Annotated in this window: 24 protein-coding genes; 10 read left to right on the top strand and 14 right to left on the bottom strand. The window is 73.1% G+C overall.

Annotated elements, in window-relative coordinates; translation table 11 throughout:
- Positions 1 to 91: 91 nt before the first annotated feature.
- The 6 genes from DB32_RS11315 to DB32_RS11290 form a co-directional block, all read right to left on the bottom strand.
- Positions 92 to 1,807 carry an aldehyde dehydrogenase family protein gene (locus DB32_RS11315; RefSeq protein ID WP_053232435.1) on the bottom strand — a complete coding sequence of 572 codons (1,716 nt, stop codon included), beginning with the start codon at positions 1,805 to 1,807 and terminating at the stop codon, positions 92 to 94.
- Positions 1,808 to 1,842: 35 nt separating this feature from the next.
- Complete coding sequence (locus tag DB32_RS11310) at positions 1,843 to 2,625, bottom strand: cytochrome c oxidase assembly protein (protein WP_157068954.1); 783 nt, start codon at positions 2,623 to 2,625, stop codon at positions 1,843 to 1,845.
- Positions 2,594 to 3,106 (bottom strand): DUF2243 domain-containing protein, encoded by a 513-nt coding sequence (locus tag DB32_RS11305; RefSeq protein WP_053238769.1) that lies wholly within the window; start codon positions 3,104 to 3,106, stop codon positions 2,594 to 2,596. The genes DB32_RS11310 and DB32_RS11305 overlap by 32 nt, the downstream gene beginning before the upstream one ends.
- A gap of 75 nt (positions 3,107 to 3,181) precedes the next feature.
- Positions 3,182 to 4,585: a sensor histidine kinase gene (locus DB32_RS11300; protein ID WP_053232434.1), complete on the bottom strand. Its 1,404-nt coding sequence runs from the start codon at positions 4,583 to 4,585 to the stop codon at positions 3,182 to 3,184.
- A complete protein-coding gene (locus DB32_RS11295; protein WP_053232433.1) occupies positions 4,582 to 5,256 on the bottom strand; it encodes a response regulator transcription factor in 675 nt (224 codons plus the stop codon). Before DB32_RS11295 ends, DB32_RS11300 begins: the two co-directional genes overlap by 4 nt.
- Before the next feature lie 6 nt (positions 5,257 to 5,262).
- Positions 5,263 to 5,712, bottom strand: a complete 450-nt coding sequence (locus tag DB32_RS11290) for a hypothetical protein (RefSeq protein ID WP_053232432.1) — start codon at positions 5,710 to 5,712, stop codon at positions 5,263 to 5,265.
- A gap of 88 nt (positions 5,713 to 5,800) precedes the next feature.
- Here DB32_RS11290 and DB32_RS11285 point away from each other — a divergent pair, with 88 nt between their 5' ends.
- Positions 5,801 to 6,343 (top strand): cytochrome P450 family protein, encoded by a 543-nt coding sequence (locus DB32_RS11285; protein WP_157068953.1) that lies wholly within the window; start codon positions 5,801 to 5,803, stop codon positions 6,341 to 6,343.
- Here DB32_RS11285 and DB32_RS11280 read toward each other — a convergent pair.
- Genes DB32_RS11280 through DB32_RS11270 form a run of 3 tightly spaced genes read right to left on the bottom strand, consistent with a single transcriptional unit; the run spans position 6,333 to position 8,727 of the window.
- Complete coding sequence (locus tag DB32_RS11280) at positions 6,333 to 6,959, bottom strand: uracil-DNA glycosylase family protein (protein WP_053232430.1); 627 nt, start codon at positions 6,957 to 6,959, stop codon at positions 6,333 to 6,335. The two genes, DB32_RS11285 and DB32_RS11280, sit on opposite strands and share 11 nt — an antisense overlap.
- The gene (locus tag DB32_RS11275) at positions 6,956 to 7,855 is read right to left on the bottom strand and encodes a ribonuclease HII (protein WP_075097506.1); all 900 of its coding nucleotides are present in this window, start codon (positions 7,853 to 7,855) and stop codon (positions 6,956 to 6,958) included. The genes DB32_RS11280 and DB32_RS11275 overlap by 4 nt, the downstream gene beginning before the upstream one ends.
- A 17-nt stretch (positions 7,856 to 7,872) precedes the next feature.
- A complete protein-coding gene (locus tag DB32_RS11270; protein ID WP_053232429.1) occupies positions 7,873 to 8,727 on the bottom strand; it encodes a class II glutamine amidotransferase in 855 nt (284 codons plus the stop codon).
- Between the two features lie 65 nt (positions 8,728 to 8,792).
- Between DB32_RS11270 and DB32_RS11265 the strand changes: the two genes are divergently transcribed.
- The 6 genes from DB32_RS11265 (at position 8,793) to DB32_RS11240 (ending at position 17,299) form a co-directional block, all read left to right on the top strand.
- Positions 8,793 to 11,279 (top strand): PPC domain-containing protein, encoded by a 2,487-nt coding sequence (locus tag DB32_RS11265; protein ID WP_053232428.1) that lies wholly within the window; start codon positions 8,793 to 8,795, stop codon positions 11,277 to 11,279.
- Complete coding sequence (locus tag DB32_RS11260) at positions 11,279 to 13,132, top strand: zinc metalloprotease (protein WP_169791415.1); 1,854 nt, start codon at positions 11,279 to 11,281, stop codon at positions 13,130 to 13,132. The genes DB32_RS11265 and DB32_RS11260 overlap by 1 nt, the downstream gene beginning before the upstream one ends.
- A gap of 36 nt (positions 13,133 to 13,168) precedes the next feature.
- Positions 13,169 to 13,819: a helix-turn-helix transcriptional regulator gene (locus tag DB32_RS11255; protein ID WP_053232426.1), complete on the top strand. Its 651-nt coding sequence runs from the start codon at positions 13,169 to 13,171 to the stop codon at positions 13,817 to 13,819.
- Between the two features lie 93 nt (positions 13,820 to 13,912).
- Entirely contained in the window at positions 13,913 to 14,950 is a 1,038-nt protein-coding gene (locus DB32_RS11250; RefSeq protein ID WP_053232425.1) for an SUMF1/EgtB/PvdO family nonheme iron enzyme, read from the top strand.
- Between the two features lie 32 nt (positions 14,951 to 14,982).
- Positions 14,983 to 16,011, top strand: coding sequence for a hypothetical protein (locus tag DB32_RS11245; protein ID WP_053232424.1), 1,029 nt, complete (start codon positions 14,983 to 14,985; stop codon positions 16,009 to 16,011).
- Between the two features lie 46 nt (positions 16,012 to 16,057).
- Positions 16,058 to 17,299 (top strand): RCC1 domain-containing protein, encoded by a 1,242-nt coding sequence (locus DB32_RS11240; protein WP_053232423.1) that lies wholly within the window; start codon positions 16,058 to 16,060, stop codon positions 17,297 to 17,299.
- A 21-nt stretch (positions 17,300 to 17,320) separates the two neighbouring features.
- Here the strand turns inward: DB32_RS11240 and DB32_RS11235 are convergent, their stop codons facing one another.
- From DB32_RS11235 to DB32_RS11215, 5 genes are all read right to left on the bottom strand, one after another.
- The gene (locus DB32_RS11235; protein WP_053232422.1) at positions 17,321 to 18,103 is read right to left on the bottom strand and encodes a TRM11 family SAM-dependent methyltransferase; all 783 of its coding nucleotides are present in this window, start codon (positions 18,101 to 18,103) and stop codon (positions 17,321 to 17,323) included.
- 30 nt (positions 18,104 to 18,133) lie between these two features.
- Positions 18,134 to 18,523, bottom strand: coding sequence for a hypothetical protein (locus DB32_RS11230; RefSeq protein ID WP_053232421.1), 390 nt, complete (start codon positions 18,521 to 18,523; stop codon positions 18,134 to 18,136).
- A gap of 18 nt (positions 18,524 to 18,541) precedes the next feature.
- Entirely contained in the window at positions 18,542 to 20,497 is a 1,956-nt protein-coding gene (locus DB32_RS11225) for a hypothetical protein (RefSeq protein ID WP_053232420.1), read from the bottom strand.
- Positions 20,494 to 21,075 (bottom strand): RNA polymerase sigma factor, encoded by a 582-nt coding sequence (locus DB32_RS11220; protein WP_240481190.1) that lies wholly within the window; start codon positions 21,073 to 21,075, stop codon positions 20,494 to 20,496. The genes DB32_RS11225 and DB32_RS11220 overlap by 4 nt, the downstream gene beginning before the upstream one ends.
- A gap of 221 nt (positions 21,076 to 21,296) precedes the next feature.
- A complete protein-coding gene (locus DB32_RS11215) occupies positions 21,297 to 22,640 on the bottom strand; it encodes an FG-GAP repeat domain-containing protein (RefSeq protein ID WP_053232419.1) in 1,344 nt (447 codons plus the stop codon).
- Between the two features lie 98 nt (positions 22,641 to 22,738).
- On the opposite strand from DB32_RS11215, the gene nth reads away from it, so the two are divergent.
- Genes nth through DB32_RS11200 form a run of 3 tightly spaced genes read left to right on the top strand, consistent with a single transcriptional unit; the run spans position 22,739 to position 25,715 of the window.
- Positions 22,739 to 23,467 (top strand): endonuclease III, encoded by a 729-nt coding sequence (gene nth, locus DB32_RS11210; RefSeq protein WP_083457314.1) that lies wholly within the window; start codon positions 22,739 to 22,741, stop codon positions 23,465 to 23,467.
- Positions 23,464 to 23,976 (top strand): hypothetical protein, encoded by a 513-nt coding sequence (locus DB32_RS11205; RefSeq protein WP_053232418.1) that lies wholly within the window; start codon positions 23,464 to 23,466, stop codon positions 23,974 to 23,976. The genes nth and DB32_RS11205 overlap by 4 nt, the downstream gene beginning before the upstream one ends.
- Positions 23,977 to 23,990: 14 nt before the next feature.
- Entirely contained in the window at positions 23,991 to 25,715 is a 1,725-nt protein-coding gene (locus tag DB32_RS11200; protein WP_053232417.1) for a PEGA domain-containing protein, read from the top strand.
- Positions 25,716 to 25,856 lie beyond the last annotated feature (141 nt).

The raw sequence follows: 25,856 nt of genomic DNA, 5'->3' as shown, positions 1-25,856 counted from the left end.
ATCGGTGCGCGCTGCGCGCTGCCCGCAAGCGGGTGGGGACCCGCGCGCAGCTCGGGGGTCGACAGGGGGGCGCGCAGCCCCCCGGGGAGACTCAGCCGCGCAGCGCGGTCGCGATGAGCTTCGGCAGCTTCGCGACCGAGGGCCGCCCCTCGAAGTCCGTGAGGATCGGCCCGAGCTGGTGCAGCGACTTGTGATCGGGGAACCACGCGGGCGTCGGGTGGATGCGGAAGGGCGCGCGCACGATCGACTTCTGCGGATGATCGATCAGGAGCGCGTTGTGCACGAAGCCGCGGCCCGAGCGGATGTCCTCGAGCGGATGGCCGGGATACGCGCCCCACGTCGGCACGACGAGGCCGTAGATGAGCCCGGCCCACACGTTCACGCCGATGCCGCCGTAGCGCAGGCCCGCGAGCGCCGCGTCGAGCGACGCGGCGTTCTCCCGCTGCGTCTTCGGGTCGATCAGCATCATGCAGCTGAGCGAGCCCCAGCACTCGTCGTTCGCGAACTCCGTCATCGCGGCGAGGAAGCCCGACGCGGTCGACTCGTCGAGCGACGTCTCCGCGAGCACGCCGCAGAACGCTTCGTTGCTGAGCGCGTACTCGCTGCCGTCCGCCGCGACGTCGGGGATGACGGTCCACGGCACCACGTCGCGCGAGCGCTCCGAGAGCGGCTTGCTCTGCGGGTACGCGTCGAGGAAGCCCTGATAGCGCTCCTGCGCGCCGGGGTAGTACGCCTTGCGCGGCGGCGTGCGCTCGAGCGCCTCGTGCACGAGATCGAGGAAGCGCTGGCGCTCCGGCCAGCCCTTCGCGGTCACGACGACCTTGCACGCGTTGCAGTTGAAGCTCGCGTTGTTCGCGACCATCCCCGCGACGTGGCGCGCCTGGAAGCGCAGGTCGTCCTCGCTCCACGCGCCGGGCACCACGAGGCAGGGCGTGACCGCGCCGAGCTCGCTCGTGATCGGCTTCTTGAGCTTCGGCGTGCCCGCCTTCTTGTTCCGCTCCTGCTCGGCGCGCGTCGAGCCCCACACGATCGCGTCGTGCGTGCGATCCGATCCCGTCATGTGGATCGTGTCGACCTCGGGGTGGTTGCAGAGGTGCGCGCCGACCTCGGCGCCGCCGCGCACGACCGCGAAGTAGCCGGCGTCGAGCAGCGGGCGGAACGCGTGCTCCCAGAAGGGCTGCAGGTACGCGTTCACCGGGTTCGTCTTGACGATGCAGACCTCGTCCTCGACGAACAGCTTGTAGAGCGCGTCCATGGGCCCGATCGACGCGACGTTGCCGGCGCCCAGCACCAGCGAGAGCTTGCCGTCGCGGTCGCCGACGCCGCGCTTCTTCTTCGCGCGGTAGATCGCGCCCTGCGTCGCGGGCTTGCCGGGCTCGATCCAGACCTCGGCGGAGAAGCCGGTGAAGAGCAGCTGATCGATCAGGCCCTGCGGGAACACCTTCGCGACGAGCTGACCGTCGGGGCGCGCCCACACCTTCGGCAGCGCGGGCTCACCGTCGGCGTGCATCGCCTCCATCAGCAGCCGCACGTTGCGGACCGTCGTCATCGGACCGCCGAGCCACTCCTCGCCGGCGCGCGGGCTCTGGGGATCGATGCCCTTCGCGTCGCACGCGGCGCGCACCCACTCGTGCGAGATGGCGAGCGTGGAGTCGATGCAGCGCTCGAGCAGGCGGGCGCGCTCGCGCAGCGAGACGCGGGGCCAGTCGTGCTTGCGCGCGGCGAGGCGCGCGACGATGGCGTCGATCTGCGCCATCGGCGTCGAGGAGACGCGGGGCGCGACGGTGGCGAAATCGGGTGACGACATGGGTCGAGATGCTAGCGCAGCTGACCCAGGGTCGGCTAGACCGGCCTTCGGACCAGGCGCGGCGCCCACGGCCAGGTCGCGAAGAGCGCGATCGCGAGGACGATCTCGGCGAGATCGCCGCCGTAGTACATGAGCTCCGCGGCCGAGCGGATCTCCGCGAGCGCGTGGTGCGTGCCGAGCGGCCAGCCGTACGCGTACATCGCCTTCGAGAGCGTCGCGTGCGCGGCGGCCGAGACGAAGAGTGCGGCGAGGCGCACCCCGTGCGACGCGCGATGCACGCGATCGCGGCCCGCGATCGACCACGAGAACAGCGTGCCGGCGAGCAGGAAGTGCAGGTGCACGAGGACGTGCAGCGAAGGGCTCGTGTGCATCGCGGCGTAGAGGGGCGTCGCGTAGAGCGCGGCCATCCCGCCGACGTTGAGCGCGAGCGCGACGAACGGAGACGCGAGCGCGCGCAGCGGCGCGGTGTGGAGGAGCCGCGCGAGGGCGCGCGCCGCGTCGTGAGGCAGCGCGCGGAGCGCGAGCGTGATCGGGGCGCCGAGCGCGAGGCCGATCGGGCCGAGCATGCCGAGGAGGAGGTGCTGCAGCATGTGCGCGCGGAGATCGTGATGGGCGCGCGCGACGAGCGGCGGCGACATCGCGACGATCACGAGCGTCGCTCCGAGCGCGAAGGAGAGCGTCGGCGCGAGCCCCCATGCACGGCCCCGACGGCGCGCGACGATCATCGCGAGGGCGTAGAGGACGAGCGCGAGCGCGACGAGCGAGAGCAGCAGCGCGCTCGCGAGCTCAGACGCCGCGGGCAGGCGCAACGAAGCCACCGCCGAAGCGCTCGTGCCGCGCGCCGCGACGCGCCTTCACGAGGAAGCCCGCGCCGACCGCGAGGAGCAGGAGCGCGAAGGCGTTCCACGCGAGGTCGTACGGGAGGATCGCGACGCCGTAGCGGATCTGGTGGAGGCGAAGGACCTTGTGGTCGATGATCCCGTCGAAGAGCTGGAACGCGCCGGCGCCGACGAAGAAGCCCGCGAGCGCGTAGTCGCGGATCAGCGCGCCGGTGCCGCGGAGGCGGATCATCCACGCGAAGCCTGCGATCAGCGCGACGAGCTCGCCCGCGTGGAGCACGCCGTCGGACGCGAGGCCGACCGCATCGCTCGCGCCGTCGTAGAAGTGGTGCCAGCCGAGCAGCTGGTGGAAGAGGATCTCGTCGACCGCGGCCATCGCCGCGATCCCGACGAGCACGGCGGACCAGAACGAGCTCTGCTCGTCGGTGAGCCGACCGGCCCGGGCTGCTCGCGCGCGCATGCAGATCGACGTCGGCACTCGGCGCGCGGCGCACAACGCGAGGCCCGCCGCGACGCGAGGCGTGACGCCTCGCGCTCACCCGGTGATCGCGATGACGATGCCGCCCTCCTCGTGCGGCTCGACGTCGATCGACCAGCGGTGCGCGTCCACCACCGCGCGCACGATCCGCAGGCCGAGGCCGCGCGCGCGCGCGTTGCCTTCGCCGCGATCGATCGGACCGCGCAGCACGCGCTCGATGCGCGCGACGTCGGCGCGCTCTCCGTCGTCGGCGACCGCGATGCGGAACGCACCACCGGCGCGCGCCTCGAGCGTGAGCGCGACGTGGCCTTCGCGGCCCGAGCGTCGCGCGGCGCCGTGGCGGATCGCGTTGTGGACGAGGTTGCTGAGCGCGCGCTCGATCAGGATGTCGTCGCCCTGGATCGTCACGGCGCGCGAGGGCACCGCGTGCTCCAGCGCCACGCCCTGCGCGCGCGCGAGCGGTGCGTGCCGCGCGGCGACGCGCTCGACCAGCGCGCGCAGATCGACGTCGTGCTTCTCGACGTGGGGCGTGCCGCTCGCGAAGCGCGCCGCCGCCGCCATGTTCGACACGAGCTGACCGAGGTACTCGTGCTCCGCGAGGAGCGGCTCGAGCGCGCTCGGCTCGATGCGCTCACCGGCGCGCACGCGCGCGTCGAGCTCGGCGAGGCGGCTCTGGATTACGGTGAGCGGGATCGCGAGATCGTGCGTCGTCGCGTCGACGTACGCGGTGAGCGCGCGATCGCGCTCCTCGAGGCGCGCGACGTGATCGCGCACGCGCTGGCTCGCCTCGTCGAGGGCGCGCGCGACGCGCCCGATCTCGTCGGCGCCCGCGACGCCGTGGGGGACCGTGAACGCGATCCCGTCGGAGGCGCGCACCGCTTTCGCGAGGCGACGCAGCCGCGCGAGCGGCGGGCCGAGCGCGATCAGCGCGACGACGAGCGCGAGCCCGAGCACCGCGGCCGAGCCCGCGAGATCGCGGCGCAGGATGCGCTGCCCGAGCGCAGGACGTACCCCCGGCGTCTCGATCACGAGCACCACGCACGGCCCCTCGTCCCACGGCATGCGCACGGCGAGCGCGCCGTCGCGCCGTCGCGCGCCCTCGATCTCGACGACGCCGAGATCGCTCGACTCGAGCGCATCGCGCACCTCGGGATCGAGCGGCGGCGCGTCGGGATGCGCAGGCACGAAGGCCGCGTCGTACGCGTCGACGCGGCCGTGCGCGATCAGCGGGCCACGATCGCGGCGGTGCCGGTGGCGGCGCGGCCGTCCGAGCGTGAAGCGCGCGGGATCCGCCTCGCAGCGCGCGCGCCCTCCCCCGTCCTCCATGCGCGCGACGATCGCCTCGCGCGTGGCCTCGAGCGCGGCCTGGCGTCGCGTGCTCCAGGTGCCCCACAGCACGAGCACGATCGCGGGCAGCGCGAGCACCGCGAACGCGAGCACGACGCGGGTCCGGACGCTCATCGATCGATCTCGAGGCGATACCCGATGCCCCACACCGTCGCGATGCGCTTGCCCTCGGCGCCGAGCTTCTTGCGCAGCCGCGACACGTGCACGTCGAGCGTGCGCTCGCCGCCTTCGCGCCCGGGATCGAGCGCTTCCTCGACGAGCTCGCCGCGCGAGACCGCATGACCCGCGCGGCGCGCGAGCGTGGCGAGCACGTCGAGCTCGGCGCGCGTGAGCTCGACGGGCTCTCCGTCGACGCGCACCCGCCGTGCGTCGAGGTCCACCTCGATCGCGCCCGCGCGCACGATCGCGTCCGCCTCGCGGCGCATGCCCGGGCGTCGCAGGCGCGCGCGGATGCGCGCGAGGAGCTCGTCGGGCCAGAACGGCTTCGTGACGTAGTCGTCGGCGCCGAGCGAGAGCCCCCGCACCTTGTCCGCCGTGTGATCGCGCGCGGTCAGGAGGATCACGGGGACCTCGCTGACCGCGCGGTAGCGCTTGAGGATGTCGAGCCCGTAGGCGTTGGGGAGCACGAGATCGAGGAGCACGAGATCGTACTCCTCGGGGGTCGCGGCGAGCGCGTCGTCGCCGTCCTTCAGCCACGTGGGCGTGAAGCCCGCGCGGTCGAGCTGGCGCACGATCTCGGCGCCGAGCTCGGGATCGTCTTCGACGACGAGGACGCGTCCGCTCATGCGAAATCAGATACCACGGGGATCGACGCCGCCGCCGCGCTGCTCACGGCGCATCTGGCGGCGCGCGTCGTGCTGCGCGCGGAGCTGCTCGGCGCGGACGCGCTGCTCGGGCGTGAGCACCGCGTCGATGCGCTCGCGGGTGCGCTCCATGATCGCGCGGTGCTGCTCGCGGCGCTCGGGCGAGCGCGGCTGCGCGCGCAGCGCCTCGTGCTCGGCGCGCGCCTGCTCGAACGCCTGACGCACCAGCGCGACCTGGTTCGCGTCGAGGCCGAGGGCCTGCGTCATGTGCTGCAGGCGCCGCTCGGGATCGCGGTGATGACCGCGGCGTCCACCGTGGCACGGGCGCTCTCCGTCGGCGGGCGTGCCGGCGTCCTGCGCGAGCGCGGGGAGCGAGGCCGCGAGCATCGGGAGCGAGAGCGCGGCCGCGAGGAGGAACGAGAGGGACTGCTTCTTCACGTGATCTTCCTTCCTGGTCGGCGCCCCGAGCGGGCTCGGTGGCGACACGAGAAGAGATACGGAAGGCACCTTTCGAGATTCTGAAGCTATGCTCCCGCCCGCTGTGAAGTCGCGATTTGCTTGGATCCTCGTGGTGTCGCTGGCGGCGTGTGATCGACCGACGGTCGCGAGCACGCCGCTCGCGAGCTGGTGCGTGTCGCTCGAGACGGCGCTGCGCGATCGACACGTGACGTGCGAGTGCGACGGCGAGCCGCTCTCGGACGAGGCGCTCACCGCGCGCTGCGAGTCGATGAACGCGCAGTCGCTGCACGCCGCGGTCGACGCGGGCGAGGTGCTGTGGAACGGCGCGCTCGCGACGTCGATCCTGCGCAGCCTCGACGACTGCGATCGCGCCCAGCTGCTCGACGATCCGGTGATCGGCGAGGTCGCGGTGGGCGAGCCTTGCCGCGTGTTCACCGACGTGTCGGGCGTGCCCGACGACTGCGAGCTCGGCGCGCGCTGCATGGCGCCGCTCGGCGGGGGCGAGCTGCGGTGCGCCGAGATCCCGTCGTGCTCGAGCGACGACGACTGCCTCGCGGGGCGCTGCCTCGACGGCACGTGCGCGACGCCGGTGTGCGACGTCACTCCTTGAACGTCCCGCGCCACGTCGGGTGCGCGGCGAGCAGCTCGAGGGCGCGCGCGAGCAACGTCTTGCCCGGCTCGATCTTCGGCCACGCCGAGAGCCCGCTCGGGTGCGGCAGCGGGATCACGTCGACCTCGCGATCGTGGAAGCGCGCGCGCGTGGTCGTGCCCACGACGTCCTCGAGCTTCTCGAACGGGCCGAGCACCTCCGCGATGGCGAGACGCCCGATCGGGATGACGAGCTCGGGCCGGAGCAGCGCGATCTCGCGCGCGATGAAGGGACGACACCGCTCGATCTCGTCGGCGCTCGGGAGGCGATCGCCCTTGCTGCCCGACTTGCCCTTGCCGGGGAAACACCGCGCGACCGCGGCCATGTAGACGCGCTCGCGATAGCGCGCCTCGTCGACACCGATGCGCGCGGTCCACGAGAAGAGCGTCTTGCCCGCGGTGTGCGCGAACGGGCGTCCCTTGCTCGCCTCGTGCGGCCCAGGCGCCTGACCGAGCGCGTAGATGCGCGAGGTCATCGCCGGGCCGATCACCGAAGGACCGACGACCCCCTCGCAGCGCCGGCACGCGATCACCTCGTCGCGATGCACGCGCAGCTGAGGCAGGATGCGCGCGCTCACTGGGGCTCGGAGGCGACCTCGGCCTCCATCGCCGCGATCTCCGCGGCGACCGTGGGATCGATCGCGGGCGTCTCGCTCGGCGTCGCGAAGAGCTCGGTCTGCACCGGCTCGAGCCCGAGCGCGCGACGCACCGGACCGAACGAGCGACGGTGGATCGCGCACACCCCGAGCTTCGTGATCGCGTCGGTGTGCTCGGCGACCGGATAGCCCTTGTGCTTCGCGAAGCCGTAGCCCGGATAGGTGCGATCGAGCTCGTCCATCATGCCGTCGCGCGTCGTCTTCGCGACGATGCTCGCCGCGGCGATCGACACGCTCAGCGCGTCGCCGTGGATGATCGCGCGCTGCGGGATCGCGAGCTCCTTGAGCTTGCGCGCGTCGATCAGCAGGTGCTCGGGCGCGACGTGGAGCGCCTCGACCGCGCGACGCATCGCGAGCAAGCCGGCGCGATAGATGTTCACGCGGTCGATCTCGTCGGGCGGGACGATGCCGACCGCCCACGCGATCGCGCGCGCCTTGATCTCGATCACGAGCTCGGCGCGCGCCTTCGCGTCGAGCTTCTTCGAGTCGTCGACGCCGACGAGCTTGAAGCCGACGGGAAGAATCACCGCGCCTGCGACGACGGGCCCCGCGAGCGGGCTCATCCCGGCCTCGTCGACGCCCGCGACGCGCTGCACGCCGGACTCCCACAGCTCGTTCTCGAAGCGCGAGAGGTGTCGCAGCCGCTGACCCTCCGCGCGGTTCGCGCGCCGTCGCTTCTCGATCGCGGCGAGCAGCGACTTCGCGCCCGGCCGCTCGTCCGCACGCAGCGCGGTCTCGATCTCCTGCGGCAACGGTCGCGCCTCGTCGACGTAGCGCTTGCGCAGCTCGGACAGCGTGAGCTTCTTCGGCTCCGACATCGGCCGGACAGGCTACCTCACGCGACGACCGCGAGCTTCCGCGGATCGCTCGACCTGCGTACCAGTCGCATGCGGTGATCGACGCCGACCATCTCGCCGGGCTCGAGCGCGTACCACACGTTCTCGCCGTGCAGCGGCTCGCTCGAGAGCACCAGGTGGTTGATCGAGCCGGTCGTCGTCGGCGCCTCGCAGTGCGGCGCGAGGAACGAGCACGACTCGCGATCGGCGCAGCGCCGCTTGTGCGTCGAAAAGTGCAGCTCCTTGCCGCCCTGGTGCGCGACCATCGTCGTGCCGTCGGTGAGGATCACGGTGAGCAGGTTCGGCTTCGCGTCGGCGTCGCGCTGCGCGATGCGATCCACGTCGCGCATCGTCGCGGCGAGCGCGGCCATCACGTCGTCGACGTCACGCTGCGCCGAGAGCGGCCCGAGCGCCTCGAGCCGCGTGAGCACCATGAAGAAGATCACCTCGCTGTCGGTCTCGCCGAGCACGAAGCGCCGCAGCCTCGGCGAGACCTCGGCGAGCAGCGCCTCGCGATCACGCGCGAACGTCGGCACGTCGCCGTTGTGCGCGAAGGTCCAGCGTCCGTACTGGAACGGATGGCAGTTGAGCACCGTGTGCCCGCCCTGCGTCGCCTTGCGCACGTGCGCGAGCACGGTCTCGCTCGACACGACGCCGCTCACCCGCTGGAAGAGCGCGCACCCGAGCGCGTGCGTCGGGCTCCGCGTGACGTGCGGCGCGCCGTCGACGTAGTACGCGACGCCCCAGCCGTCCGGGTGCCGCTCGCTCTGTCGCCCGAGCGCGTTGTCCGCGGCGACCAGCGAGCGGTGCATCTGCGAGGGGATCACCGAGCGGAACCCGAAGAGACGGCACATTCGGGGCTCAAACCTACGGCCGCGATGCACACCTCGGCAAACCGTCGCGTTAGAATCGCCCTGCTTTGCGGTCCTCCACGACTCCACTCCTCGCGCTCGCGATCGTCCTGCTCGCGTGCGAGCCCGACGGCGACACGCCCGACCTGCTCCCGGTGCTCCCCGTCGACGCGCGCGTGAGCGAGACGCTCTCGATCGAGCTCCCGGTGCGCAACGACGCGGGCCGCGAGCTCCGCTATCGCGTATCGATCGAGGGCGCGCCGCTCGCCGCGTTCGAGAGCGTCACGTCGCTCTCCGGCTCGCCCGAGCGCGGCGAGTTCCGCTGGACGCCGCTCGCGAGCCACGTCGGACGTCACGAGCTGCTCTTCGAGATCACCTCGCCGTCGGGCGAGCGCTACGACGGGGAGCGCGTCGTCGTGAACGTCGTGCCGTCGGAGGACTCGGCGCCGGTCTTCCTGCGCCCTGGCGCGGGCGGCACCCACGACCTGATGCGCGATCCCTGCGTGCGCTTCGACGTCGAGATCCGCGACGACGACACGCCGACCGTCGAGATCCGCGAGCGCGCGCCGCTGCCCGAGGGCGCGCTGATCGCGAACGAGGGCGCGAAGAGCGCGCGCTTCGAGTGGTGCCCGACCGGCGATCAAATCGCGGCGAGCGAGCGCTGGACGATCGAGCTCGAGGCCGACGACGGAGATCATCCTCCGGTGCCGCACGACTACGTCGTCGTGCTGCGCACCGGTCCGACGAGCGGCTGCCCCGGGGCGGCGCCCGCGATCACGCTCGTCGCGCCGCTCGAGGGCGAGCGCGTCACGAGCTCGAGCGGCTACGAGGTGCGGATCCGCGTGAGCGACGACGTCGGTCTGCGCGATGCGCCGCTGCTCTACTGGTCGCGCACCGCGCCCGACGATCGCGCGAGCCCCGACGTCACGACGTTCGAGCAGGTCGTCTTCGCGCCGGCAGAGGGTGGCGAGTGGCGCGCGCGCATCCCCTCGCTCGGCCTCGCCGAGGGCGCCGACGCCGAGGTGTTCTATCTCGCGACGGCGACCGACAACGACGACGCGACCGGCACCGCGTGCGATCACCGCACCGACTCGTCCGTGGTCGCGTTCTTCGCGGTCGGTGGCGCGAGCACCGGCGGCGATCTCGGGCAGTGCTCGCCGTGCACGCGGTCGACGGAGTGCGCGAGCGGCATCTGCGTCGCAGCCGCGGGCGGCGCGCGCTGCCTCACGTCGTGCGCGGCGAGCGCGTGCACCGTGGGGACGTGCGGCGACGCGATCACGATCGAGGGCGCGACCCGTCGGGCGTGCGGCGACGTCGCGGCGGTGTGCGGCGGCAGCAGCGGGTGCACGGACGACGCGCTCGAGCCGAACGACGCGCTCGACGACGCGACGCTCGCGTCGATGACGACCTACGCGGACCTGCAGATCTGCGGCGGCAATTCCGACTTCTTCCGCATCGACGGTGCGTTCCGCGATCTCGTCACCGTCACGATCGACGGCTTCGAGCACGACGCGGGGGATCTCGATCTGCGCCTGCTCTCGCCGAGCGGGACGATCGTGGCGTCGAGCGCGAGCACGATGGATCGCGAGAGCGCGAGCTTCTGCCTCGGCGACACCGGCCGCGTCGTCGCGCAGGTGCTCGGGTACGCGAGCGCGCAGAACGCCTACGACCTCTCGATCACGCGCGCGCCGCTCGCGTGCTGCAGCGACGACGCGTTCGAGCCCGACGACACGCGGGCCACCGCGCGTCGCCTCACCACGCAGGACTTCGACGGCACGATCTGCCCGGACGACGACGACTTCGTCGCGCTCACCGTGACCGGCGCGAGCGCGGCCCACGTCGAGATCCTGTTCGACGCGGCGATCGGCGATCTCGATCTCGAGCTCCAGGGCCCCGACGGGACGCGGATCGCGATCTCCGAGGGCACCGGGGACACCGAGGCGATCGACGCCGACCTTCCGGCCGCGGGCACCTACTACGTGCGCGTGCTCGGCTTCTCGACCGCGGCGAACACGTACGTCGGAGAGATCACGACGACGCCGATCACGTCGTGCACGGCGACGCGCGGCTGCGCGTCGGGCGAGGTGTGCGACGCGGGCGTGTGCCGCAGCGACGCGTGCACGTCCGTGGCGATGTGCCCGGCCTCGCACCTGTGCCCGGTGTACGGGCCGGGCAGCGCGGCGCGTCACTGCGGTGCGACGTGCACGGTGAACTCCGACTGTCGCTCGACGGAGGCCTGCAAGTGGTTCGCGGAAGGTCGCGCATGCGGGGCGCGCGGCGCGGGCGCGAACGGCGCCGCGTGCGCCGACGCGACGACGTGCGGCGGACAGCGCGCATGCCTCGCGTGGCCGGGCGGCTACTGCGCGCGCGCCGGGTGCCGCACCAACGCCGACTGCGAGAGCGGCACGTTCTGCGTGACGACGGGCGGCGTGAGCGCGTGCGTGCTCGAGTGCGAGAGCGACGTGGATCGCTGTCGCGACGCGGAGGGCTACGCGTGCGACTTCGTGGACGACGTGGGCGGCACGCTCCACCTCGCATGCGTGCCGGCGTCGTGATGCGCGCGCGGTCCCTCGCGCTCGCGCTCGCGCTCGCCGTCGCGTGCGGCGATCCCGATCCGACGCGCCCGCCCGACGTTCCTGCGCCGCGCATCACGCTCGTCGAAGCGCCCGAGCCCATCCTCGCGGGCACGGTGCTGCGCGTCGTCGGTGTCGGGCTCGACGCCGTGGGCGCCGAGCCCGTGCTCGAGGTCGCGACCGAGGGCACGACCTTCGATCTGCCGAGCGTCCCGCACGACGAGGACGACGCGTTCCTCTTCGAGGTGCCGCGCTCGCTGATCGAGGCGCTCGGCGAGGGGTTCGTCGACGTGACGCTCGCGGTCCGCGGCGAGCACGATCGCAGCGATCTCTTCGACGACACGTGGGAGCTCGCGCGCGATCTCCCGCTCTCGCTCGACGCCGCGCCGAGCGGCGACGTGCACCGGAACGACGTGGTCGTGCTGCGCGGCGCGGGGTTCGTCTCCGCGACGGAAGGCGAGACGTTCGCGCACTTCGAGGGCACGTTCACGCGCGAGCTCGGAGGCGCGACGAGCGCGGTCGACGCGCGCCTCCCGATCACGCTCGCGGAGCGCACCGCGCGCGATCGCGGGATCGTGGTGCTCACGACCGATCTCGGCGGCGTGTGGCCGGGCACGTTCGAAGGGACGATGCGCCTCGAGTCGACGCTCGAGGGCGGTCAGGGCCGCGACACCGCGCCCGTCGCGACCACGCTGCGCTTCGGCGGCCCCGAGCTCTTCTCGGTCGAGCCGCGCATGGCGTCGCTCGGACAGCTGCTGCGCGTGCGCGGGGCGGGGTTCCTCGGCGGTCGTGATCGCCCGAGCGAGACCTCGCTGATCCGCCTCGAGGGCACGTTCACGCCGCAGGGCGGCACCGCGCAGACGCTCGATGCGCTCGAGCTGGTGCCGCGCTTCGTGTCGGGCGCGGAGGTGCGCCTCGTGATCGAGACCGAGGTGCGCGAGGACGTGGTCGTCGCCGCGCTGTTCGGCGCCGCGCGCGGCGAGTTCGTCGGCACCGCGACGCCGATCGTGATCGCGGGCACCGACGAGATCGAGGGCGCGACGGTGCCCTTCTCGTTCGTGCTCGGGCCGATCCGACAGGTCGTGCACCTGCGCTTCCTGCCCGGCTTCTATTCGAGCCTCGAGCGCTTCGGGCTCGGCGCGGCGGCGGGCGCGATCGAGGACGCGATCGTCGCGCGCATCGAGGAGATCTACGAGAGCTGGTCGCTCGAGGTGCGGCTCGAGGAGCCCGACGACTTCGATCCGACCGCGTTCGCGGTGGTCGAGATCGGCGGGCCCGATCCCAACGGCAACGGGCTCTTCGGCTACGACAACTCGCCGGGCAAAGACATCGGCAACCTGCGCCTCTTCGATCGCATCGGCGGCGCCAACGCCGAGACGCAGATGGACGGATATCCCGGCTACGGCGGCGTGTTCGTCGAGTCGCTCCTCTGGTGGTCGTCGCATCCCGACGTGCCCGGCGAGCGCCCGCCGAGCTCGCCCGATCCCGAGCCGCTCTTCGACGAGCTCTTCGACCCGGTGCGCCGCGCGCCCGCGACGCTCGCCGAGGTGCGCGGCGAAGGCGACGCGGAGCGCATCGCGGCGGTGCGGCGCGCGCTGTCCGCGCTCGCGTCGATCATCGGCGAGACGACCGCGCACGAGCTCGGGCACAGCCTCGGCATGGCCCAGCCCTACGGCGCCGCGACCGCGTTCCACAACGAGACCGACGGCGACGGATGCCTGATGGACCGCGGTGGCGATCGCCCCCTCGGCGAGCGCGCGCAGCAGAGCGGCTTCGCGCGCACGACCTTCTGCGGCGACGAGCGGACGTACCTCGACGAGATCCTCGGACGCTGATCGCGAGCTGGCACGCTTCGCGCTTCGTGACGCGACGTGTCCGCTCGCCCACTCCGCGCTCGTCCGCCCGCCTCGCGGCCCGGCATCGCCCGCCGCGTCCCCTTCGCGCCGACCACGCACGTCGTCGTCGCGCTCGGTGATCTCGGCGCTCTGCTGCCGCACCTCGGCAGCTGGTCCGAGACGCTCCACGTCGTCGCGACGCTCGACGCGGCGCTCGACGCGCTCGACGCGATCGCGAGCCCGGCGGGCGTCGTCGCCGCCGATGCATCGCCCGCCGATGCTGCGATCCTCGACCTCCACGCCGCGCAGCTCGCGATCCCGATGCTGCTGCTCTGCTCGCCGCACGCCGCGCTCGTGACGACGCCGCGCGCGCGCGTGGTGCGCGCCGACGAGAACGCGATCGAGCGCGTCTCGGCGCTCGGCGAGTTCGTCGCGGCCGCGCACTGCGCCGCGGGCCGTCGCGCGATGCGCTTCGAGGATGCCTGCCAGGAATGGCGCCTCACGCCGCGCGAAGCGGAGGTCCTCTGGTGGACCCACCGCGGCCGCGACTGCGCGGGGATCGCGAGCGCGATGACGCTCGCGGACGGCTCGGTGCGCGCGCTCCTCGCGGACGTGCGCCGCAAGATCGGGTTGCGCTCGATCCCCTCGATGGTCGCCGAGGTGCAGTTCCGCCTCGCGCAGCGCTGACGCTCGCGCACATGGGCGCGCCCACCCCGCCCATGCGCCCGCACGCGGGCGGCCCACCTCCGCATCCGGAGCGCCCCGTGTTATCCCGATCGCGTGCGCGCCTTCGTGCTCGCGGCCGTCGCGGCGACGGCCCTCGCTTGTGGACCGACCCCGCGCGACGTCGCCGACGGCGGCGCGGGGCTCGATGCGGCCCCAGCCCGCGACGACGCGCAGGTCGCGCTCGACGCGTCGCTCGACGACGCGGGCGCGATGTCCGACGCGTCGCTCGACGGCGCGTCGGACTGGGGCTCGTGCGCGGTCTCGGGGGCGCCCGGTCGCTGCGTCGACGTCGCGTCGTGCGAGGGCACGTCGACGCCCGGCTTCTGCCCGGGCCCTGCGAGCGTCCAGTGCTGCACGGCCTCGCCTCCGCCCGACGGAGGCAGCACGTCGACGTGTGATCCCGACGCGCGCCCGCTTCCCAACGAAGGCCTCGTCGAGGAGCCCGGCGAAGACGGTTGTCCCGCGGGGATGGTGCGCGTGACCGACGCGTTCTGCATCGACCGCTTCGAGGCGTCGCTCGTCGAGGTGCTCGGCGACGGCTCGACGCGCGGGTGGTCTCCGTACTTCGAGCCGGTCGGCGCGCGTGTGCGCGCGCGGTCGCTGCGCGGCGCGGTCCCGCAGGGCTACGTCCGCGAGACCCAGGCGGCCGCGGCGTGTGCGGAAGCGGGAAAGCGCCTGTGCACGAACGCCGAGTGGCTGCGCGCCTGCCAGGGCTCGAGCGGCGCGACCTATCCGTACGGCGCGACGCGCATGCCCGGCTGGTGCAACGACGCGCGCGCGCAGCACCCGGCGGTCGAGTACTTCATGACGAGCGCGGACTGGATCTACTCCGAGCTCGATCACCCGTGCCTCAGCCAGCTGCCCGACTCCCTCGCGCGCACCGGCGATCACGCGATGTGCGAGAGCGAGAGCGGCGCGCTCGACATGATGGGCAACCTGCACGAGTGGACCTCGGATCCCGCGGGCACGTTCCGCGGCGGCTTCTACGTGGACACGGCGCGCAACGGGCCGGGCTGCCTCTACGCGACGACGGCCCACGACGTCTCGCACCGCGACTACTCGACCGGCTTCCGATGCTGCTGGAGCGAGTGAGGCGACCGAGCACCGTGTTACTCCTTCTGCCCGTGCAGGCTCTTCCACGACTCGCGCTCGCGCTCCTCTCGGCTTCGCTCCTCGCGTGCGGAGACGACGCCACGAGCGATCCCGTCGACGCGAGCACACCCGTCGACGCGATCGCCCGGATCGACGCGAGCGCGTGCGCGTCGTTCGAGGGCGCGTACGGCCTCTCGCTGGACGAGACCTGCTTGCGCGGCACCGCGCTCGAGCTCGGCACGCTGTGCATCGCGCAGCACGGATGTGCAGCGACGATCTCGGGCAGCCTCGGCGCGATCGACGCGACCGTCGACGGCGACGTGATGCGCTTCGAAGCGGGCGGGCTCGCGTGCACCGCGCGGCGCGATCGCGGCGCGCTCGACATCGCATGCGAGGACGCGTCGATCGCGTTCTCGTGCGAAGCGCGCGCGTCGTCGACGCGCACGCTCGATCACGCGTGCTGCACCGCCGACGACGTGTGCGCGGCCGACGAGCGCTGCGCGCCGGTGAACCTCGGGCTCGACGCGCCGGTGCCGATCGTGAGCGCGTGCGTGCGCCGCGGCGCCGCGAGCGCGGGCGAGGCGTGCACCGTGGGCGGCTCGGGCACCGACGACTGCGGGGCCGACCTCACCTGCACCGCGGGCAGCCTCGGCGACGACATGATCGTGTGCCGCGCGATCTGCCGCGCCGACGACGAGTGCGGCGACGGCGAGGCGTGCCGCTGGTACGCGCTCACCGCCCCGCCGGTCGGATACTGCGTGCCGACCTGCACGCGATTCGGCGCCGAGTGCCCGTCGTTCGCCACGTGCGACGCAGCGACGGTGATCGACGCGGACGGCGCGATCGCCGACGGCTTCGCGTGTCGCGCGATCGGCACGACGCCGGCGGGCGAGGTCTGCCATCGCAGCATCGACTGCCCCGCCGATCACGCGTGCGCGCGCGCGGGCGGCGCCGACGCGCGGTGCTGGCCGGTCTGTGACGACGCCCACCCCTGCGACGAGAGCAGCACGTGCATGCCGCAGCGAAGTGGGGACACGTCGGGCCTCTGCGTGCCGCGCTGAGCCCCGCCCGTGTGGAAAACCTCACGCACGGGCGCGACCCACGCTCGTGCGCACGCTCGCCCTCGCCGCCGTTCTCGCGCTGATCGCATCGGGATGCGGCGCGCGCTCGCCTCTCGATCCGCTGTCGAGCCCGAACGGCCCGGGGCTCGTCGACGCGGGCACGCCGCTCGATCCCGGGATGCGCGACGCGAGCATCCCGCGCGACGCGCACGTCGACGGCGCGACGATCCCGCTGGACGACGGCGGGCGCGATCCCGGCGAGGAGAGCCCGCGCGTCGAGATCGTCTCCGCGGGCTGGCGACACAGCTGCGCGCTGCGCGCAGGTCGAGCGCTCTGCTGGGGCAACAACGCGAGCGGCCAGCTCGGCGACGGCACCTACGTCGATCGCGACGCGCCGGTCGAGGTGATGCACGACGAGGCCTTCGCCGAGATCTCCGCGGGCATGCAGCACACCTGCGCGCGCACGCGGCGCGGCGAGATCTGGTGCTGGGGCCACAACCTCCACGGTCAGATCGGCGTGCGCCTCGTCGAGACGAGCACCACGAACCGCCCCGTGCGCGTCCCCGGCATCACGGGCGCGCGCGGCGTGAGCGCCGCGGGACAGCACACGTGCGCGGTGCTCGCGGATCGCAGCGCGACGTGCTGGGGCCACGGCGCGTTCGGCCAGCTCGGTCACGGCGACACGAGCTCGACCACCACGCCGATGCGCGTCGTCGCGCTCGATCGCATCGAGCAGATCGAAGCAGGCTGGCGCCACACGTGCGCGGTCCGCGACGACGGCAGCGTGTGGTGCTGGGGCCAGAACCTCGAGCGCCAGCTCGGCGTCGAGCGCGTCGAGGCGATCCTCACGCCGGTGCAGGTCCCGGGCGTCGTCGACGCGGTGCAGGTGAGCGCGGGGACGCATCACACGTGCGCGCTGCTCGCGACCGAGCGCGTGTCGTGTTGGGGCTCGATGGGCCCGGCAGGGCGCGCCGAAGGGCCGTTCCCGCCTCACGAGATCGCGGGGCTCGCGCGTGCGCTGCAGGTCGGCGCCGGCGAGCGCGGGCGCAGCTGCGTCGTGCACGACGACGGATCGCTCGGGTGCTTCCCGGTGCTCCTGCCGCACTTCGGTGCCGACGTGCGCGTCGGGGCGTTCGGCGCGCGCCGCTACTCGATCGGCTTCGAGCATGCGTGCGTCGCGCTCGAGGACGGAGGCGTCGCGTGCTTCGGCGAGGACGACTTCGGGCAGCTCGGCGACGGCGCGCCGCGCGTCGGCTCGAGCGCGCCGGTGCGCGTGCTCGGCTTCTGAGCGCCTTGCGACTCGGCAGCCTCAGCGACGACGGCGCGGCGCGGGCGCGGCGCGCTCCGGCTTCTGCGCGATGAAGAGGTAGTTGAAGCCGCGGAGGAAGAAGTTCTGCTCCTCCGCGGCCTTGTGGTAGTTGCCCATCTTCAGCGTCTTGTGGTGCCGGGTGACCGCCACGACATCGAGCGGGACCAGCAGCGACGCCATCTGCGCGAAGAGCTGGAACCCCACCGGCGCGAACCCCTTCTTCTTCTCGAAGTAGTCGCAGACGTAGAGGCCCATCACGCCGCCGGGCACGAGCACGCGCGCGCACTCGCGCAGCACCTGGCCCATCGCCTCGTAGTAGCGCGGGTCGTACGCGCTGAGCTTCCCGATGCAGGCGGGATCCTCGGAGTAGTCGATGTGATCGCCGTAGGGCGGATCGAGGAAGACGAGCTGCACGCTCTCCTTGCCGAGCGGGAGCTTGCGCGCGTCGGACTTCTCGATGTCGTCGCGGTACGGCGCGAGATCGAACCCGCGCGCGCGACGCCCCGTGTCCTTCGCGACGTCGATCGTCGTGCCCGAGCCGCACATCGGATCGATCACGAGATCGCCCTCGCGCGTGTAGCGCTGGATCAGGTTCCACACGACGTACGAAGGCGTCGCGCCGACATAGCGCTGATCGCCCTGCATGCCCGCGCCGTAGTGCTGCGACGGGTACTCCCACAGCGTCGTGGTCTGCACGCGGAGCGGCGGCTTGGTCGGGCGCTGGACCGGCTTGCCGCGATGGGGCGGCGCAGGGCGGGGATCACGGTCGTCGGGACGTCGCATGCGATATCCCCGGAGTCTTGGCACGCGCGCTCAAGAGGCGCTGGTGCGCTCCATCAGGTGCAGCACGAGCCCCGCGATCACCGCGAGCCCGAGATCGAGCAGCGTGCTCCCGAGCAGCGCGTACGCCGCACCCTCGAGGGCAGGAACGCGCGCGGGCTCGCGCTCCGCGTCGACCGCGCGGAACGCGAGGCGCGTGGTGACCGCGCCCACGATCCCGCTCAGCGACGGCGCGACGTACGGGCGCTCGAGCACGCGCGCGCCGAGCGATCCCGCGTGATCGGTGAGGTTCAGGATCGGCAGCACGATCGAGAGCAGCGCGATGACGACGGTCGCCGCGATCCCCGCGCGGAAGCGAGCGCGCACCGAGGACGCCAGCGCGTACACCACGATGAGCGTCTTGATCGCGACGACGACGTGCACGCCCGCCGATGTACCGGATCAGCGCGTGCAGATCGAGGTCACGTGCTCGCGGTAATAGGGGAGCTCGTCGTCCCAGTACTCGCCGTCGAAGGGCCAGATCTGATCGCCCTGCACCGCGACGATCGAGGTCGGACGCTCGGGCTCGCGCGTGAGCGGCACGTTTTCCTCGAGGGCGCGCCGGCGCGCGGTCTCGATCTCGAGCTGCACGGTGTCGATCTCGTTGGCGCGCGCCCGGAGCTCGTCCGCGAGCCGCGCGATGCGGGCGCGCACCGACTCGCCGGCGCGCGTGACGGCGAGCGAGCGCTGGATCGCGAGCTCCTGCGCGACGTGCTGCGCGACCGACGTGCTCGCGAACGACGCGCGATCGACGCGCGCGATCTCCGCGTCGATCGAGCGCACCAGCACCAGCTGCCGCGCGATCGCGCGATCCGCGAACGACGCGCGCAGCACGCGACCGAGCACGCCCGAGGGACCGCGCTCCGAGCGCACCGCGTCGAGCAGCGCGTACGCGGCGTCGGCATCGTCCAGGCCGCGCTCCTGCGCCGCGATGCCCTCGAGCAGCGCGTCGTAGCGCGCGTGGAAGTCCGCGACCGAGCGCTCCGCCGCCTCGTAGCGGCAGTGCTCGAAGTAGATCGTCGCACGCAGCACGAGCGCCTCCGGGTGCACGCGATCCTCGAGCTGCGGCGAGAGCAGGCCGTGAACGTGGCCGAGCGCGCGAGGGTGCTCGCCGAGCAGATAGAGCGCCCACGACTCCTCGAAGAACGCGTCGGGTCCGTAGGCGCTCCCGAAGTCGACGCGCTGCCACGCCTCGAGCGCGCGCTCGAGCAGCACCGTCTGCCGCGCGGGATCGGCGCCCTCGCGGCCCGGCGTCGCCGCGGTGTACGCGACGCGCGCGATCGCGATGCGCGCGAGATCGCGCAGGTGCTCGCGCTCGCCGCTGCCTCCGTCGCGATCGGTACCCACCGCGTCGATCACCGCCTGGAACGCGCGCGTCGCGGGCTGGGCGCGCCGACGGCGCACGTGCGTGACGCCCTCCCAGTAGCGAGATGGCACGTACCAGCGTGTACCAACTCGCGCCCGCGCGAAGAGCCGCGCCGCGGCGTCGAAGTCGCCCGCGACGTAGCGAGCGCGCGCGAGGAGGTGCAGCAGCGCGTCGTGCGACGGCGTGCCCTCGAGCCGCACCAGCCGATCCTCGGAGTAGTGCGAGACGGTCTCGACGAGCGCGTCGGGATCGGGCGCGCGCTGCGCGATCCGACCGAGCAGATCGAGCGCCTCGTCGTGCTGCGTGTGCACCTCGCCGCGACGCGCGATCGCGTCGACCATCGCGAACGACGACTGCACGAAGCCGCTGCGGAAGAGGCACTCCGCGAGCAGGAGCTCGGCGCGCTCGATGGCAGCGGGCGCGTCTTCGCTCTCGCCCTCGATCACGCGCTGCAGGATGGGCGTCGCGTCGTCGCAGCGACCCGCGGCGTAGGCGCGCAGCGCGTCGGCGTACAGCGTCGAGGGCGCGTCGCTCGGCGCGGGCGAGGACTTCGCGCTCGCAGGCACGCTCGCGAGCGCGGTGAGCCACGCGTCGTCGGTGAGCGCCGGCTCGGGCGCGACCTCGACGCGCGCTCGCCGCCGCGCTCGAGGCGGTGCCGCGACGGGCGTGCCCGCCGGCTCCTCGTGCGGCACGACGACCGGCGCTTCGTCGACGATGGCTGGCTCGGGCGCGACGGCGCTCGTCGGCTCCACGTCACGCGCGCGCACCACCTCGCGCGCAGGCGCCGCAGCCACCTCGCCGCCGCTCACGAGGAGCGCGACGATCCCCGCGATCACCCACGCGCCGCCGGACCCGCCGCGGCCGCGACGCGACGCGCCCGCGACCACCTCCGCGCGCAGCGCCGCGAGCGCCTCGCCCTCCGGCGCCGCGCCGCGCAGCACCTCGATGAGCTCGCGCAGCATCGCGTCGTCGTCGTGCATCCCGCCGCTCATTCCGCCCTCCCACCGGCGCGCAGACGACGCAGCGCCTCCGCGATCTCCTTCCGCGCCGCGTAGAGCCGCGAGTACGCGGTCTGCAGCGGACAGCCCACGATCTCCGCGACCTCCGGCATCGGCAGCTGCTCGACCTCGTAGAGGACGAACACCGCGCGCTTGTCCTCGGCGATGCCGCCGAGGATCTCGATCGCCTGCGCGAGACGCCGCGTGCGCTCGAGCTCGTCCTGCGGCGTGCGCTCGCCGATCGGCTCGCTCGACTCCGGTGCCTCGCGCGCCCTTCGTCGCGCCGCGTCACGACGCGCCGCGAGCGCCTTGCGCACGCAGATCGCGTACAGCCACGTCCGCAGCGACGCGCGACCATCGAGCTCGTGCAGCCGACGCTGCACCACGAGGAAGACCTCCTGGCACACGTCGGCGAGCTCCTGATCGCGCACCCCGAGACAGCGCAAGACGCGCGCGACGTACTTGCCGTGCGCGTCGAACACGGCGCCCACGTCGACGCCGCCCGCACCGATCGTGCGAGCGCGCGCCGCGGCGAGCGCCACCTCCAGCCCGTCCTCGCGCCCCGCGTCCACGCCCGTCGGTTCCTCCGGGCTCGCGCGTTTCTGATCGAAAACGCGCCTGCAGGATCGAGGCTACCCAAAAAGAAATCGGCTCGCCGCTCCGGTCCCTTCCGTCCGCGCGCTGCGCGCGCTCCCGTCCGGGCCCTCCGGGACGAGCACTCAGGCGAGGCCCAAAAGCGAACGCGCAGGAGCAGGTGCCCCGGCGCGTCCTCGTTCGAGCCTCTCTCGCGACGTCAGCGCGGAGCGACGGCGCTGAGCGGAACCGGCATCAGGTTCCACGTCATGATCGCGCGCGGCACCTCGCGGCGGAGCATCACCTCGCGGCGCGCGCGCCCGTTCACCCACACGTAGCGGCGCAGCTCGCCCTGCTCGTCCGCGCCCACGTAGAGCTCGTCCTTGCCGTCTCCGTCGAGGTCGGTGAGCAGCGCCGCGTGCTCGAACCCGCTCGACTCGCGATCGATGCTCTCGAGCGACCACTCGCCGCGCGGATCGCGACCCGGACGCGCGAGCCAGAGCCCGTTGCGGAACGTCGCGATCACCATCTCGCGGCGCCCGTCTCCGTCGACGTCGCCCACGGTCAGGAAGCGCGTCAGGCGCTCGCCCGGGATGCGCGCGATCACGTTGCGCGCCGTCGGCGCGGTGTCCGCGTCGTAGCGACGGATCTCGACCGGCTCGACGATCTCGAGCTGCGCGCCGGCGCCGCGCGTGAGCGCCTCGACCGCGACGTAGAGCTCGTCGCGTCCGTCGCCGTCCGCGTCGCCGACCCAGATCTCCTTCGCGTGACGGTTGCCGAGGTCCGCGACCACCGTGCGGCCCTGCTGCGCGCGCGGCACGTAGCGCACGACCTGCCCGCTCTGCTCGCCGCCACCGAGATCGTTCGGCTCGCTCGGCGTCGCGTAGATCTCGAGCTGCCCGTCGCCGTTCAGATCGCCGATCTCGATCTCGTGCACGAACGTGTTCGGCTCGCGATCGAGTCGATCGATCGTCCACCCGCTCGCGCCCGGACGCACCGTCGCGACGACACCCTGATCGTGCGTCGCCACCGCGATCGCGGCGCCGTCGCCGTACACGTCCGCGATCTCCGCGTCGCGCATGCGGTTGAACTGCCCGCCGAACTCCTCGGTCCAGAGCGTCTCGCTGGTCCACCCGCTCGCGCCGCGACGCCAGAGCTTCACCGCGGCGGACATGCCACCGAGCGTGACGAGCCCCGGCTCGCCCGTCGGCGGCTGCCACCACAGCGCCTTGTGGAACACGTTGCTGCCGGGATCCTCGATCACCTCGGCGCGCCACTGATCACCGTCGGGCGTCAGGATCTCGAGGCGCGCCGGGCCCGGCGTCGCCGTCACCGCGCCGTTCTCGACGCGGAACTGCGAGCTCGCGACGAGCAGCCCGCGCTGCTCGCCCTGGGTGCGCGCCGCCGTCGGCGTGGGCGGCGGGGTCGGCGGAGTGGGCGCCGGCGGCGCTTCCGCCTGCTGCGGCGGGGTCGCGGGCTCCGTCCCGCCCGAGCACGCCACGCACGATGCGACCGCGCACACCGCGATCCCGATCACGATCCCGACGATCCGAGCCTTCCGCATGGCCCCACCTACCAAGCGCGGATCCACCGAGCAAATTCCCCGACCCTCTGTCGTCCCGGCCCTCGGGCACTACACTCCGCCCGATGAAAGGGGCCCGAATGAACGCGCCCGTGCTCAAGCGCGACGAGAAGGCAGCTCGTATCCTCGAGATCCTCGAGCGCCTGTACCCGAGCCCGCCGATCCCGCTCGATCACGTCGACGCGTTCACGCTGCTCGTCGCGGTCGTGCTCTCCGCGCAGACCACCGACAAGAAGGTCAACGAGGTCACGCCCGCGCTCTTCGCGGCCGCGCCCACGCCCGAGGCGATGGCGGCGCTGAGCGAGGCGGAGATCCTCGCGTACATCCGCCAGGTCGGGCTCTCGCCGCAGAAGGCGAAGGCGCTCAAGGGTCTCGCGACGAAGATCGCGACCGAGCACGGCGGTCAGGTGCCGCGCACGTTCGAGGAGCTCGAGGCGCTGCCCGGCGTCGGCCACAAGACCGCGTCGGTCGTGATGATCCAGGCGTTCGGCCATCCGGCGTTCCCGGTCGACACGCACATCCACCGGCTCGCGTGGCGCTGGGGGCTCTCCGACGGATCGAGCGTCGAGCGCACCGAGGCGGACCTCAAGCGCCTCTTCGATCGATCGAAGTGGGACAAGCTGCACCTGCAGATCATCTACTTCGGTCGCGAGCACTGCCCCGCGCTGCGCCACGATCTGAGCGCGTGCCCGATCTGCTCGTGGGCGGCGCCCGCGAAGGTGCGCGCCGCCGAAGCGAAGGGCGGCGCGACGAAGGGCATGAGCAAGGGAGGCCGTCCCGGAGGCAAGAAGCGCGAGGCCTCGCGATGACGACCATCAACGCCGCGCTGCTCGCGGCGGCGCTGCTCTTCGTGCTGTTCATCGTCGCGCAGGCGCTGCTGCCCGCGCTGATCCGGAGGCGCGGCGATCGCGCGTCGAGCGCGAAGATGGACGACGCGATCCTCCGCGCGAACGACACGGCACGTCCCGCGGCGCAGCGCGCCGAGGCGTTCCGCGAGGGCGCGACGATCGCGCTCGACGAGCTGCGCCGCCCTCGGCTCGCCCTGCGTCTCCTGACGAGCGCGGAGTCGGTCGCGCCGGGCGAGCCCGCGACGATCGCGCTGGTCGAGCGTGCGATGCTGCGCGCGAAGGATCTCGGAGCGCTCGAGCGATTCCTCTGGCAGACGATGGATGCGCACCGCGGCACGCCGGCGCACGCCCGCGCGCTCGACGCGCTCCTCGCGCTGTACGACGGTCCGATGAAGACGCCCGAGCGCGCGCGGGTGCTTCGCGCGATGAGCGCACCTCGCGACGCAACGACCGAGCGCCCGTCTCGATGACCCGTCCCAGCGCCATGCCTCAGCTCCAGCCATCCCGCCGCGCGCTCACCAGCGCGCTCCTCTGCGTCCTCGTGTCGATCTCCGCGCGCACCGCGCACGCGCAGGACACGTGGGGCGTGATCGTCGCGACCACGCGTCCCACCGAGATGCAGCGCGCGATCGAGACCGCCGATCACTCCGCCGCCGCGCTCAGCGCGACCGTCGGCGGCGTGATCCCCAACGAGCGCGCGGTCGCGCGCGTCGAGAGCGCGCTCAGCGAGCCGTTCCGCGCGGCGCCGCCCGAGATCGCGCGACGCCTCGGACAGGCCGCGGAAGCGGTGCTCGAGGACGTCGCGTTCGGCCGCAACCAGCAGGGGCTCGACGTCGGTCAGCCGCTGCTCGCGGAGCTCGATCCGCACCTCGCGGGGCTCGGTCGCGACGAGCAGAGCGCGAGCGACGTCGCGAACCTCTGTCTCTATCTCGTGCGCGCCCACGTGCAGAAGCGCGACCTCGGCGCGGCGCGACAGCAGGTGCAGGTGTGTCTGCGCCTCGTGCCCGATCTGCGCGCCGACGAGCGCCTGCATCCGCCGAGCGTGCGCGACCTGTTGAGCGAGACGCGCGCGTCGCTCGAGCGCGGCGAGGGCGGGATCCTCGCGGTGCACGCGGCTCCGACCGATCCCGAGGGCTGCGCGATCCGCGTCAACGGTCGCCGCATGGGCCAGACGCCGTGGGCGCGGCTTCCGCTGCCCCCGGGGCCGTACGTGGTGCAGATCGAGTGCGCCGCGGATCGCGCGGGGCGCGTGCATCCCGTGCAGGTCGCGGGTGATTCGCCGACGCGCGTGATGATCCACGCCGAGCTCGCGCAGCGGCTGACGACGCGCCCGGCGCTCGCGCTGGTGTACACGTCGCGCGAGCAGCTCGCGAACCACCTGCCGGAGGACGTCGCGCTGATCGCGCACGCGCTCGGCGCGACGAGGATGCTCGCGGCGGTCGACGACGGCCGGAACCTCGCGGTGCGTGCGTTCGCGGTGAGCGACGAGGGCCCGCTGCTCGTGGGCTCGGCGCCGGTGCCCGAGCCGATCGACATGACGCGCAGCCGCGAGGCGGTCGCGGCGGTGCTCTCGGGACGTCAGCTGGACGCGCCGGTCGACGCCGCTGCGCCGACCGGCGGGGTCATGGGCGAGCCCGCGCGGATGGAGGCGGGCGGCGGCGGTGGCGCGCCGAACGTCGCGTCGATCGTGCTCGGCTCGATCCTCGCGCTGGGCGGCGCCGCGGGCCTGGGCGTCGGTTGGTACTACTGGACCGAGCTCGAAGCCGCGTGGGCGACGTTCGACGAGCAGTTCGACCACGTCGAGATGACCGTCGCCTACGCGCAAGCGCAGGACAGGATCTTCACGACGCGCTGGATCGTGCTCGGCGCGGGAGCGGGCGGTGGCGCGCTCCTCACGATGGCACTGCCGTTCCTGCTGCCGGACGAGGAAGGCGTGCCGTGGTGGTCGCTCATTCCCGCGGCGGCCGGTGCGGCACTGGCCGGCGTCGGCATCTGGCAGCTCACGGAAGAGGGCGAGGCCATCGGCCCGCCCCTGACGCTCGCGACGGAGCCGGCGTGGCTCGGCGCGCATCTGATCGCACACGCGGTCCCGCTGCTCTCGGTGCCGTTCATCTATCTCGTGCGCGACGCGACGCGCGACCGCAACGCCGGCGCCGCCGTGCACGTGGACGCCGAGCGCGCCGAGCTCCGCGTGTGGGGCTCGTTCTGACGCACGGCGATCCGCGAGTGCGCGTCTCGCATCGGCCGAACGCGGCCTGTCGCGCGGTCGGTCGTCGCCTGGACGCGCACGCCCGCCCTTCGTCGTCGCGGCACGGGCGGTGAGATCGCGCGTTGCGGAGGCCTCCCTCGC

Source organism: Sandaracinus amylolyticus, assembly GCF_000737325.1.
GTDB classification, from domain to species: Bacteria; Myxococcota_A; Polyangia; order Polyangiales; family Sandaracinaceae; genus Sandaracinus; species Sandaracinus amylolyticus.
This window is presented reverse-complemented; position numbering and strand designations above follow the sequence as displayed.